This is a genomic window from Pseudomonas brassicacearum subsp. brassicacearum, assembly GCF_008801605.1.
Taxonomy (GTDB): Bacteria; Pseudomonadota; Gammaproteobacteria; order Pseudomonadales; family Pseudomonadaceae; genus Aquipseudomonas; species Aquipseudomonas brassicacearum.
This window is the reverse complement of sequence record NZ_VZPJ01000002.1, coordinates 459,174-474,486: the sequence shown is the minus strand read 5'-3', so window position 1 is coordinate 474,486 and position 15,313 is coordinate 459,174. Positions and strand designations below refer to the sequence as shown.

General features: G+C 62.3%; 14 protein-coding genes. 6 read left to right on the top strand and 8 right to left on the bottom strand.

Features of this window, described 5'->3' with window-relative positions; translation table 11 throughout:
- Positions 1-261: 261 nt before the first annotated feature.
- Both argA and argE read right to left on the bottom strand, forming a co-directional pair.
- The gene (gene argA / locus F7R20_RS07935; protein ID WP_003206657.1) at positions 262-1,560 is read right to left on the bottom strand and encodes an amino-acid N-acetyltransferase; all 1,299 of its coding nucleotides are present in this window, start codon (positions 1,558-1,560) and stop codon (positions 262-264) included.
- A 137-nt stretch (positions 1,561-1,697) separates the two neighbouring features.
- The gene (gene argE, locus F7R20_RS07930; protein ID WP_003206658.1) at positions 1,698-2,855 is read right to left on the bottom strand and encodes an acetylornithine deacetylase; all 1,158 of its coding nucleotides are present in this window, start codon (positions 2,853-2,855) and stop codon (positions 1,698-1,700) included.
- Between the two features lie 146 nt (positions 2,856-3,001).
- Here argE and F7R20_RS07925 point away from each other — a divergent pair, with 146 nt between their 5' ends.
- Positions 3,002-4,369, top strand: a complete 1,368-nt coding sequence (locus F7R20_RS07925; protein ID WP_003206660.1) for a CYTH domain-containing protein — start codon at positions 3,002-3,004, stop codon at positions 4,367-4,369.
- Positions 4,370-4,497: 128 nt separating this feature from the next.
- Here F7R20_RS07925 and F7R20_RS07920 read toward each other — a convergent pair whose 3' ends face one another.
- A complete protein-coding gene (locus tag F7R20_RS07920; protein ID WP_003206662.1) occupies positions 4,498-4,968 on the bottom strand; it encodes an Lrp/AsnC family transcriptional regulator in 471 nt (156 codons plus the stop codon).
- A gap of 126 nt (positions 4,969-5,094) precedes the next feature.
- Between F7R20_RS07920 and F7R20_RS07915 the strand changes: the two genes are divergently transcribed.
- The 5 genes from F7R20_RS07915 to F7R20_RS07895 all read left to right on the top strand — a co-directional run bounded on the left by F7R20_RS07915 (position 5,095) and on the right by F7R20_RS07895 (position 9,314).
- Positions 5,095-5,433, top strand: coding sequence for a hypothetical protein (locus F7R20_RS07915; protein ID WP_003206664.1), 339 nt, complete (start codon positions 5,095-5,097; stop codon positions 5,431-5,433).
- A gap of 144 nt (positions 5,434-5,577) precedes the next feature.
- Entirely contained in the window at positions 5,578-7,362 is a 1,785-nt protein-coding gene (locus F7R20_RS07910) for a GspE/PulE family protein (RefSeq protein WP_003206666.1), read from the top strand.
- 186 nt (positions 7,363-7,548) lie between these two features.
- A complete protein-coding gene (locus F7R20_RS07905) occupies positions 7,549-8,469 on the top strand; it encodes an SPFH domain-containing protein (protein ID WP_003206668.1) in 921 nt (306 codons plus the stop codon).
- A 9-nt stretch (positions 8,470-8,478) separates the two neighbouring features.
- Positions 8,479-8,928, top strand: coding sequence for an NfeD family protein (locus tag F7R20_RS07900; protein ID WP_003206671.1), 450 nt, complete (start codon positions 8,479-8,481; stop codon positions 8,926-8,928).
- 65 nt (positions 8,929-8,993) lie between these two features.
- Positions 8,994-9,314, top strand: a complete 321-nt coding sequence (locus tag F7R20_RS07895) for a DUF2388 domain-containing protein (protein WP_170846005.1) — start codon at positions 8,994-8,996, stop codon at positions 9,312-9,314.
- 120 nt (positions 9,315-9,434) lie between these two features.
- Here F7R20_RS07895 and gcvH read toward each other — a convergent pair whose 3' ends face one another.
- From gcvH to F7R20_RS07870, 5 genes are all read right to left on the bottom strand, one after another.
- A complete protein-coding gene (gene gcvH, locus F7R20_RS07890; protein WP_003206674.1) occupies positions 9,435-9,818 on the bottom strand; it encodes a glycine cleavage system protein GcvH in 384 nt (127 codons plus the stop codon).
- 51 nt (positions 9,819-9,869) lie between these two features.
- Positions 9,870-10,952 (bottom strand): glycine cleavage system aminomethyltransferase GcvT, encoded by a 1,083-nt coding sequence (gcvT, locus tag F7R20_RS07885; RefSeq protein ID WP_003206676.1) that lies wholly within the window; start codon positions 10,950-10,952, stop codon positions 9,870-9,872.
- A gap of 155 nt (positions 10,953-11,107) precedes the next feature.
- Complete coding sequence (locus F7R20_RS07880; protein ID WP_003206677.1) at positions 11,108-12,724, bottom strand: ABC transporter permease; 1,617 nt, start codon at positions 12,722-12,724, stop codon at positions 11,108-11,110.
- An 87-nt stretch (positions 12,725-12,811) separates the two neighbouring features.
- On the bottom strand, positions 12,812-13,816 hold the full coding sequence (locus tag F7R20_RS07875) for an extracellular solute-binding protein (protein ID WP_003206679.1): 1,005 nt from the start codon (positions 13,814-13,816) through the stop codon (positions 12,812-12,814).
- Positions 13,817-14,062: 246 nt separating this feature from the next.
- On the bottom strand, positions 14,063-15,280 hold the full coding sequence (locus tag F7R20_RS07870; protein ID WP_172681425.1) for a 2-octaprenyl-3-methyl-6-methoxy-1,4-benzoquinol hydroxylase: 1,218 nt from the start codon (positions 15,278-15,280) through the stop codon (positions 14,063-14,065).
- Between the last annotated feature and the right edge of the window lie 33 nt (positions 15,281-15,313).

Here is a 15,313-nt window from a genome sequence, read left to right as displayed (position 1 = left end):
GTTTCGACATATGAGTGCCATCACAGCACCATCAGGCCGTGACATGACTTATCGGCGACGCAGGAAATTACTGAACGATGATTCGTCGGGGATTTACGAGGCCCGCGAATTCTTGGTGACGAGCTGTGTTTGCGCGCCTCCTGCGCCTTCGATTCCTGTTCACGACCGCTCGCGCATGCCGCGATCTTGACGCGTTCCAGACTAGCTGCTCATTGTCTGAAATCAAGAAGATCGCGGCAGAGCAAGTTTTCCGACGGCGGCCTACAAGGATTTTTCGAAGATTTTCGAATTGCGCTGGTAGTTGTAGAGCGAAGCCCGCGCCGCCGGCAGGCGCTCGACACTGCTGGGTTCAAAGCCACGTTCACGGAACCAGTGGGCAGTCCGGGTCGTCAGCACGAACAGCGTCTTGAGCCCCTGGGCGCGGGCCCGGGTTTCGATCCGCTCCAGCAGTTCATCGCCACGGCCACCGTGGCGGTATTCCGGGTTCACGGCCAGGCAGGCCAGCTCCCCGGCGTCCGAATCGGCGATCTGGTACAACGCCGCGCAGGCGATGATCATGCCTTCGCGCTCGACCACGCTGAACTGCTCGATCTCGCGCTCCAGCACTTCGCGGGAGCGACGCACCAGGATCCCCTGCTCTTCCAGCGGGCTGATCAGGTCCAGCAGGCCGCCAACATCCTCAATGGCCGCTTCGCGTACCACCTCGAATTGCTCCTGGGCCACCAACGTACCGCTGCCATCGCGGGTGAACAGTTCGGTCAGCAGCGCACCGTTCTCGGCATAGCTGACGATATGGCTGCGCGCCACCCCGCCACGACAGGCCTGGGCCGCCGCGTCCAGCAGTTCGGCCTGATAGTCGCTGCCCAGGCGTTGCATATGGCCCGGAACCTGTTGCGGGCGCAATTCGCGAACCAGCCGCCCGTCCTCACCGATAAGCCCCTGCTCGGCACCGAACAGCAGCAGCTTGTCGGCCGCCAGGTCGATGGCTGCCCGGGTGGCAACGTCCTCGCAGGCGAGGTTGAAGATCTCGCCGGTGGGCGAATAACCCAACGGCGACAGCAGCACGATGGAGCGTTCGTCCAGCAGGCGATTGATACCCTTGCGATCGACCCGGCGCACTTCACCGGTGTGGTGATAATCCACGCCCTCGAGCACACCGATGGGACGCGCGGTGACCAGGTTGCCGCTGGCGACCCGCAGCCGCGAGCCCTGCATGGGCGAGGACGCCATGTCCATGGACAGGCGGGCCTCGATGGCGATGCGCAACTGGCCGACCGCATCGATCACACACTCCAGGGTCGCGGCATCGGTGATGCGCATGCCGTGGTGGTAATGGGGAGTGAGGCCCCGTGTAGCGAGGCGGGTCTCGATCTGCGGACGCGAACCATGGACCAGCACCAGGCGCACGCCGAGGCTGTGCAACAGCACCAGATCGTGGACGATGTTGCCGAAATTAGGGTGTTCCACCCCGTCGCCGGGCAGCATGACGATGAAGGTGCAATCGCGGTGGGCGTTGATGTAGGGCGAAGCGTGACGAAGCCAATTGACGTACTCGGGCATGAACCTGGACCTGTAATAAATAACAGCCAAAAAAAGACGAAACAGAACGCACAACGGGCTGGTGGTTATCGTCGGAACAGGCTTGGCGACACGCGCGCTCTCCTCATGTGATGAATACGGCCCCGCAAGGGGGCAATTTAACCGACCGTGGCCGGTGTCAGGCAGTAATGACCAATCAATTGTTGCAACAGCTGTACGGTAGGTTGCAAACGTGACATTTCAAGGTACTCGCCCGGCTGGTGAGCGCAGGCGATATCGCCAGGGCCGAGCACCAGGGTTTCACAGCCAAGGCGCTGAAGATAAGGCGCTTCGGTGCCAAACGCCACTGCTTCGGCACGATGGCCGGTGAGTCGCTCGGCCACCCGTACCAGCTCGCAGTCTTCGGCCTGCTCGAAGGGTGGCACTTCGGGGAACAGCGGTGCGTAGTCGATCTTGACTTTATGGCGTTCGGCGATAGGGTTCAGCTTCTGTTGGATCGCCGCCCGCAGCACTTGCGGGTCCATGCCCGGCAAGGGGCGCAGGTCGAATTCCATGGAGCATTGGCCACAGATGCGGTTGGGATTGTCGCCGCCATGGATGCAGCCGAAGTTCAGGGTCGGTTGTGGAACGGTGAACTGCGGGTTACGGAACTCACGTTGCCATTGCAGGCGCAGCCCGCGCAATTCGCCCATGGCATCGTGCATGGCTTCCAGCGCGCTGTGGCCCAGGCTCGGATCGGAGGAATGGCCGCTGCGCCCGAGAATGTCGATGCGCTCCATCATCACGCCCTTGTGCAGGCGAATCGGCCGCAGGCCGGTCGGCTCACCGATCACCGCCGCACGCCCCAATGGTCGCCCGGCATCGGCCAGGGCCCGGGCGCCGGCCATGGAGCTTTCCTCGTCGCAGGTCGCGAGGATCAGCAGCGGTTGCTTGAACGGTTGGTCCAGCAGCGGCTTGACCGCTTCAATGACCAGGGCGAAAAAGCCCTTCATGTCACAGCTGCCCAGGCCCACCCAGCGGCCATCGACCTCGGTGAGCTTCAGCGGATCGGTCTGCCACAACGCGCCGTCGAACGGCACCGTGTCGCTGTGACCAGCCAGCACCAGGCCGCCGGGGCCGCTGCCAAAACTGGCCAGCAGGTTGAATTTGCCAGGGCTGACCTGCTGGATATCACAGCAGAACCCCAGCTCAGTGAGCCAGCCTGCCAGCAGCTCGATCACGGCACTGTTGGACTGGTCCAGCCCAGGCTGGGTACAACTGACCGAAGGTGCGGCGATCAGGGCAGCGAATTGATCTTTCATGGACGGCAAAGGCATCGCTGACTCCGGGCTTACAGATTGACGTTCATCATAGAACCATCTGGACCCAGGAATAAACCTAGGGCGAGTGAGTCCTGTACACTGCACGGCCTTGGCAGCCACACCTTCCCCGGCTGCACACCCGATCCCTGGATTTTCCGGCCATGCAGAAAGAAACCGAAATCAAACTCCGCGTCAGCCGCGAGACCCTGGCAGCCTTGCGCGAGCATCCGCTGCTGAAAAAACGCAACAAGAGTGGCTGGGAACGCCACGAACTGATGAACCAGTATTTCGACACGCCGGAGCGTGACCTGGCCCAGGCCAAGGTCGCCCTGCGCCTGCGTCGCGACGGCGAAGAGGTGATCCAGACCCTCAAGACCCGCGGCCAGAGCGTCGCCGGCCTGTCCGAGCGCAACGAGTACGATTGGCACCTGCCCAAGGCCAAGCTCGACCTGAAGAAGCTCGACGGCGAATGCTGGCCCGAGGCCTTGGCCGAACTGGACAAGAAAACCCTCAAGGCCATCTTCACCACCGATTTCGTTCGCGAACGCGCTGAAATCGCCTGGGGCCGTGGCAAAAGCAAGGTGGTCATCGAAGCCGCCCTGGACCTGGGCCATGTGGTAGTCGGCAAGCAGAAGGAAGAAATCTGCGAACTGGAGCTGGAACTGCGCGAAGGCGAACCCACCGCCCTGCTGGAACTGGCCGCCGAGCTGGCCGCGACCCTGCCCCTGATGCCTTGCGACATCAGCAAGGCCGAGCGTGGCTATCGCCTGTATGACGCAGGCAGCTACGCCCTGAGCCTGCCGGCCCCGCAACTGACCGCCGAAACGCCGCTGGATGACGCCTTCGCCGCGCTGAGCTGGCATCTGCTCGGCAGCAGCCAACGCCTGGCCGAGCAATACCGTTTCAACGGCCACTGGCGCTTGCTGCAGGACTGGGTGGAAAACCTCGCCGAACTGCGCGCCCTGCTCAGCAGCCTCGGCCAGGCCGCGCCGCGCCAATCGACCCACGACTTGCGCCTGGCCCTGGACGCGTTGCTGGAAGACTGGCGCCCACTGGTCCAGGCCGGCCTGGATGACGAAGACGTGCGCAAGGCGGCACCGGAACAGTTCCTTGAAGAGCTGCAAGACCCGCGCTGGGGCCTGTTTTCCCTCAACACTTCCCGCTGGCTGCTGGCGCGCAGCTGGGCCGCCGAGCGCAACACCCGTGGCAATCGCCAGGGCGCGGCGCAACTGGGCAGCTGGCTGCCGCGCCTGCTGGGCGAAGAATCCTCGTCCCTGCAATTGCAACGCTATCAGCAACAGCCGGAAGACCTGGCCGAGCAACTGCCGCGCATCGAACGCATCCAGGCCTGGCTGCACCACGCCCGCCATGTACTGGAGATCCCGGAAATGGATCGCCTCTATGGTGAACTGAACAAACTGGTGCAACTGGCCAACCAACCGATCACTGATGAAACGCTGGATGCGCGCAAGCAGCAGGCGATTGCGGTTTACCAGAATCGGGCCTGGAAGACTTTACTGCGTCTGTGATGCCGCCATCGCGAGCAAGCTCGCTCCCACAGAGGTTCAGTGTTGTACACACATGTTGTGGCCACTGAAGATCAACTGTGTGCGAGCTCGCTCGCGATGAGGCCAGCAAAAACACCGCAGAAACAAGCTCAACGCACCACAGGCAAACTCGTCGTCGACTTGATCTCCGACAGCGCCACGATCGAGTTCACTTCCTGGATCCCCGGCACCATCGACAGCTTTTCGAAAAAGAATCGCTCATACGCCTCGATATCGGCGGTGACGATGCGCAGCAGAAAATCCACCGACCCCATCAGCACGTAACACTCCAGCACTTCGGGGAAGCCGCGGATCGCCTCGGTGAATTCGGTGAAGTTCGAACGACCGTGGGCGTTGAGTTTGATTTCGGCGAAGATCTGCGTGTTAAGGCCGATTTTCTTGCGATCCAGCAGAGTTACCTGGCCGCGAATGATGCCCTCCTCCTTCATCCGCTGGATCCGCCGCCAGCACGGCGATTGAGACAAGCCGACCTGTTCGGCGATCTGCGCACTGGACAGCGAGGCATCCTCCTGCAGCAGCGCCAGTATCCTGCGGTCGTAGCTATCCAGTTCGCTGTGCATGATCAAACCCGAAATGATTGATTTAGAGAATCAAGCGATTCAAAACATCGCCATAATCACTCATCTTAGATAAGAAATACCCCAGCTCGCATGTAAATATTTCTCCCGCCACCAAGGAGACCGAACATGCCCCCACTCGAAGCCGTTGCCATAGCCCCGCCCCGCGCCGACGTCTGGCACGCCGCCAATACCCATTGCCGGGTGCAGTACCAGATAGTGGCCGAAGCCGAGCCGGACTTGCTGTGTCGGGCGTTGAACCTGTTTGCCTTGCAGGGCCTGACGCCGCAGCAGGTTCATGTCGAGCGCCTCGGCGATGTGCTGGCGCTGGACATCGTCATGGATGGGCTGAGCTGGCACCGTGCCCAGGTCATCGCTGAAAAATTACGTAACCTGATCAGCGTCTGTTCGGTGGACCTGCAAGACGCTGATATTGCGCACGTTGGGTCGGCCCAAGCCGTCTTTTGAACGCCCATGGGCAAGAACTGGTAACGCATTGGTCGGGTAGTGGCCCAACGGTTTACGGGGTCGGGACTATTCTTTTGCAGACCGAGCGAGGACGCCGAAGCGTCTGTATCGCGGCTTTGCTGCAATTGTCCAATAGGAACCCGCATGTCCACCAAACACGCCACTCAGGACCGCTGGCTGGACCTCAACGATCTGCTGCGCCAACTGGTCACCCAGGGCCTCATCAGCCAGGATTCAGCCGAAACCGCGCTGAACGCCCGCCGACGCCACAGCGCCAATAGCCAGTTGCATCCGCTGGAGTTCATCGCCAACCAGCATCTGGACGACCTCAGCCGGCCCGGCAAGCGCCTGGACCTGGAGAACCTGACCCTGTGGCTGTCCCAGCAGGCCGACCAGCCCTACATGCGCATCGACCCGTTGAAAATCAACGTCGCGGCCGTGACGCCCTTGATGTCCTATGCCTTTGCCCAGCGCCACAAGATCCTTGCGGTGGCGGTCGATCGTGACGCCGTCACCGTCGCCAGCGCACAGCCCTACGTCAACAGCTGGGAAGCCGACCTGACCCACGTGCTCAAGCTGCCGATCAAGCGGGTGATCGCCAACCCGGTGGACATCCAGCGCTTGAGCGTGGAGTTCTATCGCCTGGCCAAATCGGTCAGCGGCGCCACCGCGGTCGATCAGCAGCCGAGCAACCTGAGCAATTTCGAACAGTTGCTCAACCTGGGGGCCAGCGACCAGGAGCCGGACGCCAACGACGCCCACATCGTCAACATTGTCGACTGGCTGTTCCAGTACGCCTTCCAGCAGCGCGCCAGTGATATCCACATCGAACCGCGCCGCGAGCAGGGCACCGTGCGGTTTCGCATCGACGGGGTGCTGCACACCGTTTATCAGTTCCCGCCGCAGGTCACGATGGCAATCGTCAGCCGTCTCAAGAGCCTGGGGCGGATGAACGTCGCGGAAAAACGCAAACCCCAGGACGGCCGGGTCAAGACCAAGACCCCGGACGGTGGCGAAGTGGAGTTGCGCCTGTCGACCTTGCCCACCGCGTTCGGCGAAAAAATGGTCATGCGGATCTTCGACCCGGAAGTGTTGCTCAAGGACTTCGACCAACTCGGCTTCTCCGCCGACGACCTGCGTCGCTGGCAGGACATGACCCGCCAGCCCAACGGCATCATCCTGGTGACCGGGCCCACCGGTTCCGGCAAGACCACCACCCTCTACACCACCCTCAAGAAACTGGCGACGCCGGAAGTGAACCTCTGCACCATCGAGGACCCGATTGAAATGGTCGAGGCCTCCTTCAACCAGATGCAGGTCCAGCACAACATCGACCTGTCCTTCGCCGCCGGGGTGCGGGCGCTGATGCGACAAGACCCGGACATCATCATGATCGGTGAGATCCGCGACCTGGAGACTGCCGAGATGGCGATCCAGGCGGCGCTCACCGGGCACCTTGTGCTGTCGACGCTGCACACCAACGACGCGCCGAGCGCCATCAGTCGCCTGCTGGAGCTGGGTGTGCCCCATTACCTGATCAAGGCCACCGTGCTCGGGGTCATGGCCCAGCGGCTGGTGCGCACGCTGTGCCCTCAATGCAAGGCCCCCCTGACCCTGGATGAAGACGACTGGCAAACCCTGACGCGGCCCTGGCAGGCGCCGCTGCCGAGCAATGCCCAACAGGCCGTCGGTTGCCTGGAGTGCCGCGACACCGGTTACCGCGGCCGCGCCGGCGTCTACGAAATCATGCAACTGACCGACAGCGTCAAAGCCTTGATCCACCCCGACACCGACCTGCTGGCGGTACGCCGCCAGGCATTCAAGGAAGGCATGCGCAGCCTGCGACTGTCGGGGGCGCAAAAGGTGGCGGCGGGCTTGACCACGGTCGAGGAAGTGCTGCGGGTGACGCCGCAGAGCGAGCAGAAGTAGTTGTGGCGGCACCTGTGGCGAGAGGTTCTGGGAGCAAGGCTTGCCCGCGATGAAAATGACGCGGTCTCCCGGGGAAGCAAGGCGCCTGCATCGCGAGCAAGCTTTGCTCCCACATAGCGAAGATACTGGCCGCGTGCCCTACACTCAGGGCTCGCAGGTCCATCTCAATTCGCACAGGGAACCGTCATGCAGATCGGTAGTGTACTTTTACTTTTCATCGGCCTCGTGGTCGCCATCCTGTTCATGGGGTTCAAGGTCGTGCCCCAAGGCTACCAATGGACCGTCGAGCGGTTCGGCCGCTACACCAACACGCTCAAGCCCGGCCTGAATATCATCATCCCGGTGATGGATCGCATCGGGCGCAAGATCAATGTCATGGAAAGCGTACTGGACATCCCGCCCCAGGAAGTCATTACCGCCGACAACGCCACGGTGCAGATCGACGCCGTGTGCTTCTTCCAGGTGGTCAACACCGCCCAGGCTGCCTACGAGGTCAACAACCTCGAGCACGCCATTCGCAACCTGCTGCAAACCAATATCCGTACCGTGCTGGGGTCCATGGAGCTGGACGCGATGCTGAGCCAGCGCGACGGTATCAACGAAAAACTGCTGCGCACCGTCGATGAAGCCACAGCGCCGTGGGGCATCAAGATCACCCGGATCGAGATCAAGGACATCAGCCCGCCGGCCGACCTGATGGCCGCCATGTCGGGGCAGATGAAAGCCGAACGCATCAAGCGTGCCCAGATCCTCGAAGCCGAGGGCCTGCGAGCGTCGGCGATTCTCACCGCCGAAGGCAAGAAGCAGGCGCAAATCCTCGAGGCCGAGGGCAGCCGCCAGGCCGCGTTCCTGGAGTCCGAGGCCCGCGAGCGCCAGGCACAAGCCGAAGCGCTGGCCACCCAGGTGGTGTCCCAGGCGATTGCCGACGGTAACGTCCAGGCGGTGAACTACTTCGTCGCGCAGAAATACATCGATGCGCTGGGCAAACTGGCTTCGGCCAACAACAGCAAGGTAATCCTGATGCCACTGGAAGCCAGCCAGGTCATCGGTGCGGTCGGCGGCATTGGCGAGATCGTCAAGGCCACCTTCGACAGCAAGAAAGCCTGAGGCGCGCGTATGTGGATGTTCCTGCAACACATGTCGTACTGGGACTGGCTGGCGCTGGGCGTCATCCTGCTGATCCTCGAAGTGTTCGGTGCCGGCGGCTACTTGCTGTGGATCGGCATGGCCGCCGCGGCAGTCGGCGTGCTCACGTTCATCCTGCCGCAGATGCCGTGGGAGCTGCAGTTCCTGTTGTTCGGCCTGTTCGCCATCGCGACGGCACTGTACTGGTGGCGACGCCAGCGCAGCGCGGTGCGCCAAAGTGATCAACCGCACCTGAACCTGCGCGGGCAAGAGCTGATAGGCAAGGTCTTCCAGGTTCATGAAGCGATTGTCGATGGCCGCGGCAAGATCAAGGTGGCCGACAGCGTCTGGCTGGCCAAGGGCCCCGAGTCGTCCGTGGGCACGCGGGTCAGGGTGGTGGCGCAGGAAGGCGCGGTGCTGCAGGTGGAGCGGGCTGACTGAGAGGTCATGGAACTGAATAGAGGCGCAGGTAATCCAACGTCATAGTTAACCCAGTGGAGTCACCTATCATGCGTCTCAAACTTGCTGTCGCTACCCTAGCCTTGCTGTCTCTTCCTGTTGGCTCGGCAATGGCCGACACGTTTTGGCGTAACGTCATCTCATCCGGTGCGACCACCGGTTCCACCTACCTGACCTTCAAGGATCACAAGCTGATCGTCGCCGCCCAGGACGACGCCGGCAGCTTCGTCGCCAGTGATGGCGGTATTCGGGGCCCTTACCTGGAAGCGGCGATGCAGAAAGTGCGCGCCGACAACCCAGGCCTGCAAGCCACCGACATGGAACTGGCCAACGCTATCCTGGCGAAAAACGCCGTCGCCCAGGACTGATTCCCGGCCAATACAAAATGCCGCTCGATCGAGCGGCATTTTTTTTGCCCGGTGAACACCCCAAGGCTGTCCCAACCCTTGTGGGAGCGAGCTTGCTCACTCCCACAAGTGCAGTCGTCCTTATTCGCCGATAGCGGACTTGTAGCCTGCCGCATCAAGCAACTTGCCCACCTCGGCCTTGTCGCTTGGCTTGAGCTTGAAGATCCAGGCGCCATACGGATCGGAGTTCAGCAGCTCCGGCGAACCGCTCAGCTCTTCATTGACCGCGATCACTTCACCTGCAATCGGGGAATAGATATCGGAAGCCGCTTTGACCGACTCGACCACACCGGCCTGGTCACCTGCGCCAAAGACCTTACCGACTTCAGTCAGCTCGACAAATACCACATCGCCCAAGGCTTCCTGCGCATGATCACTGATGCCCACGGTGACGGTACCGTCAGCTTCCAGGCGTGCCCACTCATGGCTTTCGGCAAAACGCAGTTCGGCAGGGATATCACTCATATTCTGTGTCCTCAAGAGAAGTGTCAGCGGCCAGCGGCCCGCCGCAAAAGGTTAGATCAGGGTTTTGCCATGGCGGACGAAGGTCGGTTTGACCACCCGTACCGGATACCACTTGCCGCGAATTTCTACCTCGGCACGGTCGGCGGTAGCCATCGGAACACGTGCCAGGGCAATCGACTTGCTAAGCGTAGGAGAAAAACTACCACTGGTGATCTCCCCTTCGCCAACATTGGCGATGCGGACCACCTGATGGGCGCGCAAGACACCCCGCTCTTCCAGCACCAGCCCGACCAATTTGTGCTGCACACCGCTGGCAAGCTCGGCTTGCAGCGCACTGCGCCCGATGAACTGACGGCTCGCCGGTTCCCAGGCGATGCTCCAGGCCATGTTCGAGGCCAGGGGCGAAACGTCCTGGTTGATGTCCTGGCCGTAGAGGTTCATGCCGGCCTCCAGGCGCAAGGTATCGCGGGCGCCGAGGCCAATGGGCGAAATACCGGCCCCTACCAGGTCGTTGAAGAAACTCGGGGCTTCCTGGGCGGGCAGGACGATTTCCAGGCCATCTTCGCCGGTGTAGCCGGTCCGGGCGATGAACCATTCGCCGTCGGCGCGACCTTCGAAAGGCTTGAGTTGCTGGATGATCTGCCCACGCGGTTGCGTCACCAGTTCGGCAATCTTCTGCCGGGCCTGGGGGCCCTGGATCGCCAGCATCGCCAGTTCGGGGCGCTCATGCAACTGCACGTCGTAGCCACCGAGCTGTGCCTGCATCCAGGCCAGATCCTGATCGCGGGTCGAGGCGTTGAAGACCAACCGATAACCGTCCTCGACACGATAGATGATCATGTCGTCGACGATGCCGCCGCGCTCGTTGAGCATCGCGCTGTACAAGGCACTGCCTGTGTCCTGCAAACGATCGACGTCATTGGCCAGCAAACGCTGCAACCAAACCTTGGCCTGGGGGCCGGCGACATCGATCACGGTCATGTGGGATACATCGAACACTCCGCAGTCGCGACGCACCTGATGGTGTTCTTCGACTTGCGAGCCGTAGTGCAAAGGCATATCCCAACCGCCAAAATCGACCATCTTCGCGCCAAGGGCGAGATGAAGGTCATACAGAGGCGTACGCTGTCCCATGGGTTTCTCCTTCCGGGCTTGGCGAAGGTGCGGACGGGCACTGCATAACGCGAACGTCTGAAAAAAGGAGTTTTCTGACGTTCTCAGTTGCCCGGTCCGACAGACGGACCGCACCGAATGCCGCGCATTGTAGCCGCATGAGGTGGGACTGACACCTAGCTGTTTTGATGGGCCGAACGTCGTATCAATCCGATGACTGGCAACAACCCCACCAGTACCAACGTCAGCGCCGGCAGCGCGGCCCGGGCCCACTCCCCTTCGCTGGTCATCTCGAAGATCCGCACCGCCAGCGTATCCCAGCCGAACGGGCGCATCAGCAGGGTCGCGGGCATTTCCTTGAGCACGTCGACGAACACCAGCAACGCCGCGCTCAAGGTGCCGGGCAACAGCAACGGCAGATACACTTTGAAAAACAGTCGTGGCCCACTGACCCCTAGGCTGCGTGCAGCCTCGGGCAAGGACGGACGAATTCGCGCCAGGCTGCTCTCCAACGGACCGTAGGCCACGGCCAGGAAGCGCACCAGATATGCCAGCAACAGCGCCGACAGGCTACCCAGCAACAACGGCTTGCCTGCCCCACCGAGCCAGCTCGACAGCGGGATGACCAGCTCACGGTCCAGGTAGCTGAATGCAAGCATGATCGATACCGCGAGCACCGAACCGGGCAAGGCATAGCCCAGGTTCGCCAGGCCGACGCCGGCACGAATCGGACGGGTTGGCGCCAGCCGTCGGGCGAACGCCAGCAGCAAGGCCACGCAAACGGTGATCAGCGCGGCCAGGCCGCCCAGGTAGAGGGTGTGGACGATCAGCCCGGCATAACGTTCGTCCAGGTCGAAACGACCGCGTTGCCAGAACCACACCACCAACTGAAGCACCGGAATGACAAAGGCACAGGCGAACACCAGGAAACACCAACAGCTGGCTGCCACGGCCTTGAGACCGCGCAACGTATACAAAGCCTTGGCTCGGGGACGCTCGTTGCTGGCTCGGTGGGCACCGCGGGCCCGGCGTTCGCCGTAGAGCACCAGCATCACCGCCAGTAACAGCAGGCTGGCCAGTTGGGCTGCGCTGGAGAGACTGAAGAAGCCGTACCAGGTCTTGTAGATCGCGGTGGTAAAGGTGTCGAAGTTGAACACCGATACCGCGCCGAAATCCGCCAGTGTCTCCATCAGCGCCAACGCCACGCCCGCACCGATGGCCGGCCGGGCCATCGGCAGCGCCACGCGCCAGAACGCCTGCCACGGCGACTGCCCGAGCACCCGTGCGGCTTCCATCAAGCCCTTGCCCTGGGCCAGGAATGCACTGCGCGCCAGCAGATAGACGTAAGGGTAAAAGACCAGCACCAGCACCAGGATCACCCCACCGGTGGAACGGACCCGGGGCAGGCGCAGGCCGCTGCCGAACCATTCACGCATGAGTGTCTGCACGGGGCCTGCAAAGTCCAGCAGGCCAACGAAGACAAACGCCAACACGTAGGCCGGAATCGCAAACGGCAGCATCAACGCCCAGTCGAGCCAGCGTCGCCCGGGGAATTCACACAGGCTGGTGAGCCAGGCGAGACTGACACCCAGCAACGTCACCCCCACACCCACGCCAAGGATCAACGTGAGGGTGTTGCCCAGCAAGCGCGGCATTTGCGTGTCCCACAAGTGGGACCAGATCTGTTGGTCGATGCTCTGCCAGGACAGCAGCAAGACGCTCAAGGGCAACAGGACCAGCGCGGCAATGGCAAAGACCAGGGGGTACCAACGGCGTTGGGCGGGGTGGGCCAAGGGGTGCTCTCGTTTAAATGATGATGCCCGCGCATTCGCGCGGGCACCTATCTTACAACCGCCACAGGGAGCCGTGCCTGAGTTGGATTAATTCCAGCCAGCGCGATCCATCATGCGTATGGCTTCGGCCTGGCGTCTACCCGCGACTTCCACCGGCAGGGTATCGGCCTTGAACTTGCCCCAGGCCGCCACTTCCTTGGACGGCTCGACTTTCGGGTTGGCCGGGAATTCCTGGTTCACGTCGGCGAAGATGCTTTGCGCTTCTGGCGTGGTCATCCACTCCACCAGCTTCTTCGCAGCGTCCGGATGCGGTGCATGCTTGGTCAAGCCAATCCCCGAGAGGTTGATGTGCACGCCACGGTCGGCCTGGTTCGGCCAGAACAGCTTCACCTTCAGGTCCGGCTTCTGCTGGTGCAGGCGGCCGTAGTAGTAGGTATTGACGATGCCGACGTCGCACTGCCCGGCGTTGATCGCCTCAAGCAGCGCGGTGTCATCGGAGAAGACGTCGGTGGACAGGTTCCGGACCCAACCCTTGAGGATCTCCTCGGTTTTTTCCGCACCGTGGGTTTCGATCAGGGTGGCGGTCAGCGACTGGTTATAGACCTTCTTCGACGTGCGCAGGCACAGGCGGCCCTCCCACTCGTCACCCGCCAAGGCCTCGTAGGTGCTCAGCTCACTGGGTTTGACCCGATCAGTGGAGTAGACGATGGTCCGCGCCCGCAGGCTCAAGCCGGTCCAGGCGTGGGAAGAGGCGCGATATTGGGACGGGATGTTGGCGTCGATCACCGGCGAGGTGAACGGTTGGAGGATGCCCATCTGCTCGGCCTGCCAGAGGTTGCCGGCGTCGACGGTGAGCAGCAGGTCGGCGGTGGCGTTCTCACCCTCGGCCTTGATCCGCTGCATCAGCGGCGCTTCCTTGTCGGTGATGAACTTCACCGACACGCCGGTCTTCCTGGTGTAGGCATCGAAGACCGGTTTGATCAGTTCGTCTATGCGCGAAGAGTAGACCACCACCTCATCGGCGGCCTGGGCGGCAGTGGCACCGATCAGGGTCAAGGCGAGGGCGGACAGCAGGCGCTTGGGTGCCGACATGGTAGCGGTCTCTGGATTGTGAACGAAGCGCAAATGATAAGGACTCACATTTGGCATCTCAATCGAACAATGGCTGGACACATTTCCAAATGTTGCAACTTTGAGATGCGCAGTGTTTTTGCGTCTGCCATCGCGGGCAAGCCTTGCTCCCACAAAAGCTCGTCCCACATTGCACACCTGTGGGAGCAAGAGCTTGTGTGGGAGCAAGGCTTGCCCGCGATGAGGCCATAAGCCCCAACCCACCTCTCAGGCCTTGGCCAGATCCGGCAAATCCCCAATCAACCCCAGCGCCTCGCGCACAAACAACGCCTTGGCCTCGGGCATGCGGTCCACCAGCTTCAACCCGGTATTACGCAACCAGCGCACCGGCAATGGATCGGCCTGGAACAAGCGCTCGAAACCTTCCATCGCCGCCATCAACGCCAGGTTATGGGGCATGCGTCGCCGCTCGTAGCGGCTCAGCACCTTCACGTCCGCCAGTCGTTCGCCACGCCCGGCCGCCTGCAACAGCACTTCGGCCAGCACGGCGGCGTCGAGGAAGCCCAGGTTCACGCCCTGCCCGGCCAACGGATGAATGGTATGGGCCGCGTCGCCGATCAATGCCAGCCCTTCGGCCACATAGCGCTTGGCATGTCGTTGGCGCAGCGGCACGCACAGGCGTGGGTCGGCACTCAGTACCGTGCCGAGCTGGCCTTCAAAGGCCCGTTCCAGTTCGCTGCAGAATTGAGTTTCATCGAGCGCCATCAAGCGCTGCGCTTCACCGGGGGTGGTGGACCAGACGATCGAGCACCAGTCGTGCCGGCCGTCACGCTCAAGTGGCAGGAACGCCAGCGGACCGTTGTCGGTGAAACGCTGCCAGGCCGTCATTCGATGCGGCCGGGCGCTGCGCACGCTGGTGACGATGGCGTGGTGCAGGTAATCCCATTCCCGCGTGGCAACGCCGGTCAGGCGACGCACGGCGGAATTCGCGCCGTCAGCCGCGATGACCAGGGGCGCGCGCAACGTACGGCCATCGGCCAGGGTCAGCAGCCAGTCGTCACCGGAACGACGCATCTGTTCCAGCCGGGCATTGGCCAACAGGCCCAGGTCGCAGTCATGCAGTCGATCCAGCAAGGCGTCCTGCACAACGCGGTTTTCAACGATGTGCCCAAGCGCCTCGGCGTGCAGGCTGGCGGCCGAGAAATGGATCTGCCCGGTGCCGCTGCCGTCCCAGACGTGCATGTCGGTATAGGGGCTGGCGCGCCGGGCGGTGATGCCGTCCCAGACGCCCAGGCGCTCGAGGATCCGCTGGCTGGCCGTCGACAAGGCACTGACTCGGGGCTCGAACGCGGCCTGGGGGTCGAAGGGTTTGACACTCATCGGGCTGCCGTCGAGCAGCAGCACTTGCAGGCCACTGCCCTGCAACGCCAGCGCCAGGGCGCTGCCGACCATACCGGCGCCGACAATCAGCAGATCTGCACGCAATTCCATGCTCTAAGCCTGTTTTGCTGGCGACAT

Coding starts and splice junctions, on each gene's coding strand:
- argA (WP_003206657.1), bottom strand. CDS start 1,560: ATGCCCGAGTACGTCAATTGGCTTCGTCACGCTTCGCCCTACATCAAC.
- argE (WP_003206658.1), bottom strand. CDS start 2,855: ATGCCTTTGCCGTCCATGAAAGATCAATTCGCTGCCCTGATCGCCGCA.
- F7R20_RS07925 (WP_003206660.1), top strand. CDS start 3,002: ATGCAGAAAGAAACCGAAATCAAACTCCGCGTCAGCCGCGAGACCCTG.
- F7R20_RS07920 (WP_003206662.1), bottom strand. CDS start 4,968: ATGCACAGCGAACTGGATAGCTACGACCGCAGGATACTGGCGCTGCTG.
- F7R20_RS07915 (WP_003206664.1), top strand. CDS start 5,095: ATGCCCCCACTCGAAGCCGTTGCCATAGCCCCGCCCCGCGCCGACGTC.
- F7R20_RS07910 (WP_003206666.1), top strand. CDS start 5,578: ATGTCCACCAAACACGCCACTCAGGACCGCTGGCTGGACCTCAACGAT.
- F7R20_RS07905 (WP_003206668.1), top strand. CDS start 7,549: ATGCAGATCGGTAGTGTACTTTTACTTTTCATCGGCCTCGTGGTCGCC.
- F7R20_RS07900 (WP_003206671.1), top strand. CDS start 8,479: ATGTGGATGTTCCTGCAACACATGTCGTACTGGGACTGGCTGGCGCTG.
- gcvH (WP_003206674.1), bottom strand. CDS start 9,818: ATGAGTGATATCCCTGCCGAACTGCGTTTTGCCGAAAGCCATGAGTGG.
- gcvT (WP_003206676.1), bottom strand. CDS start 10,952: ATGGGACAGCGTACGCCTCTGTATGACCTTCATCTCGCCCTTGGCGCG.
- F7R20_RS07875 (WP_003206679.1), bottom strand. CDS start 13,816: ATGTCGGCACCCAAGCGCCTGCTGTCCGCCCTCGCCTTGACCCTGATC.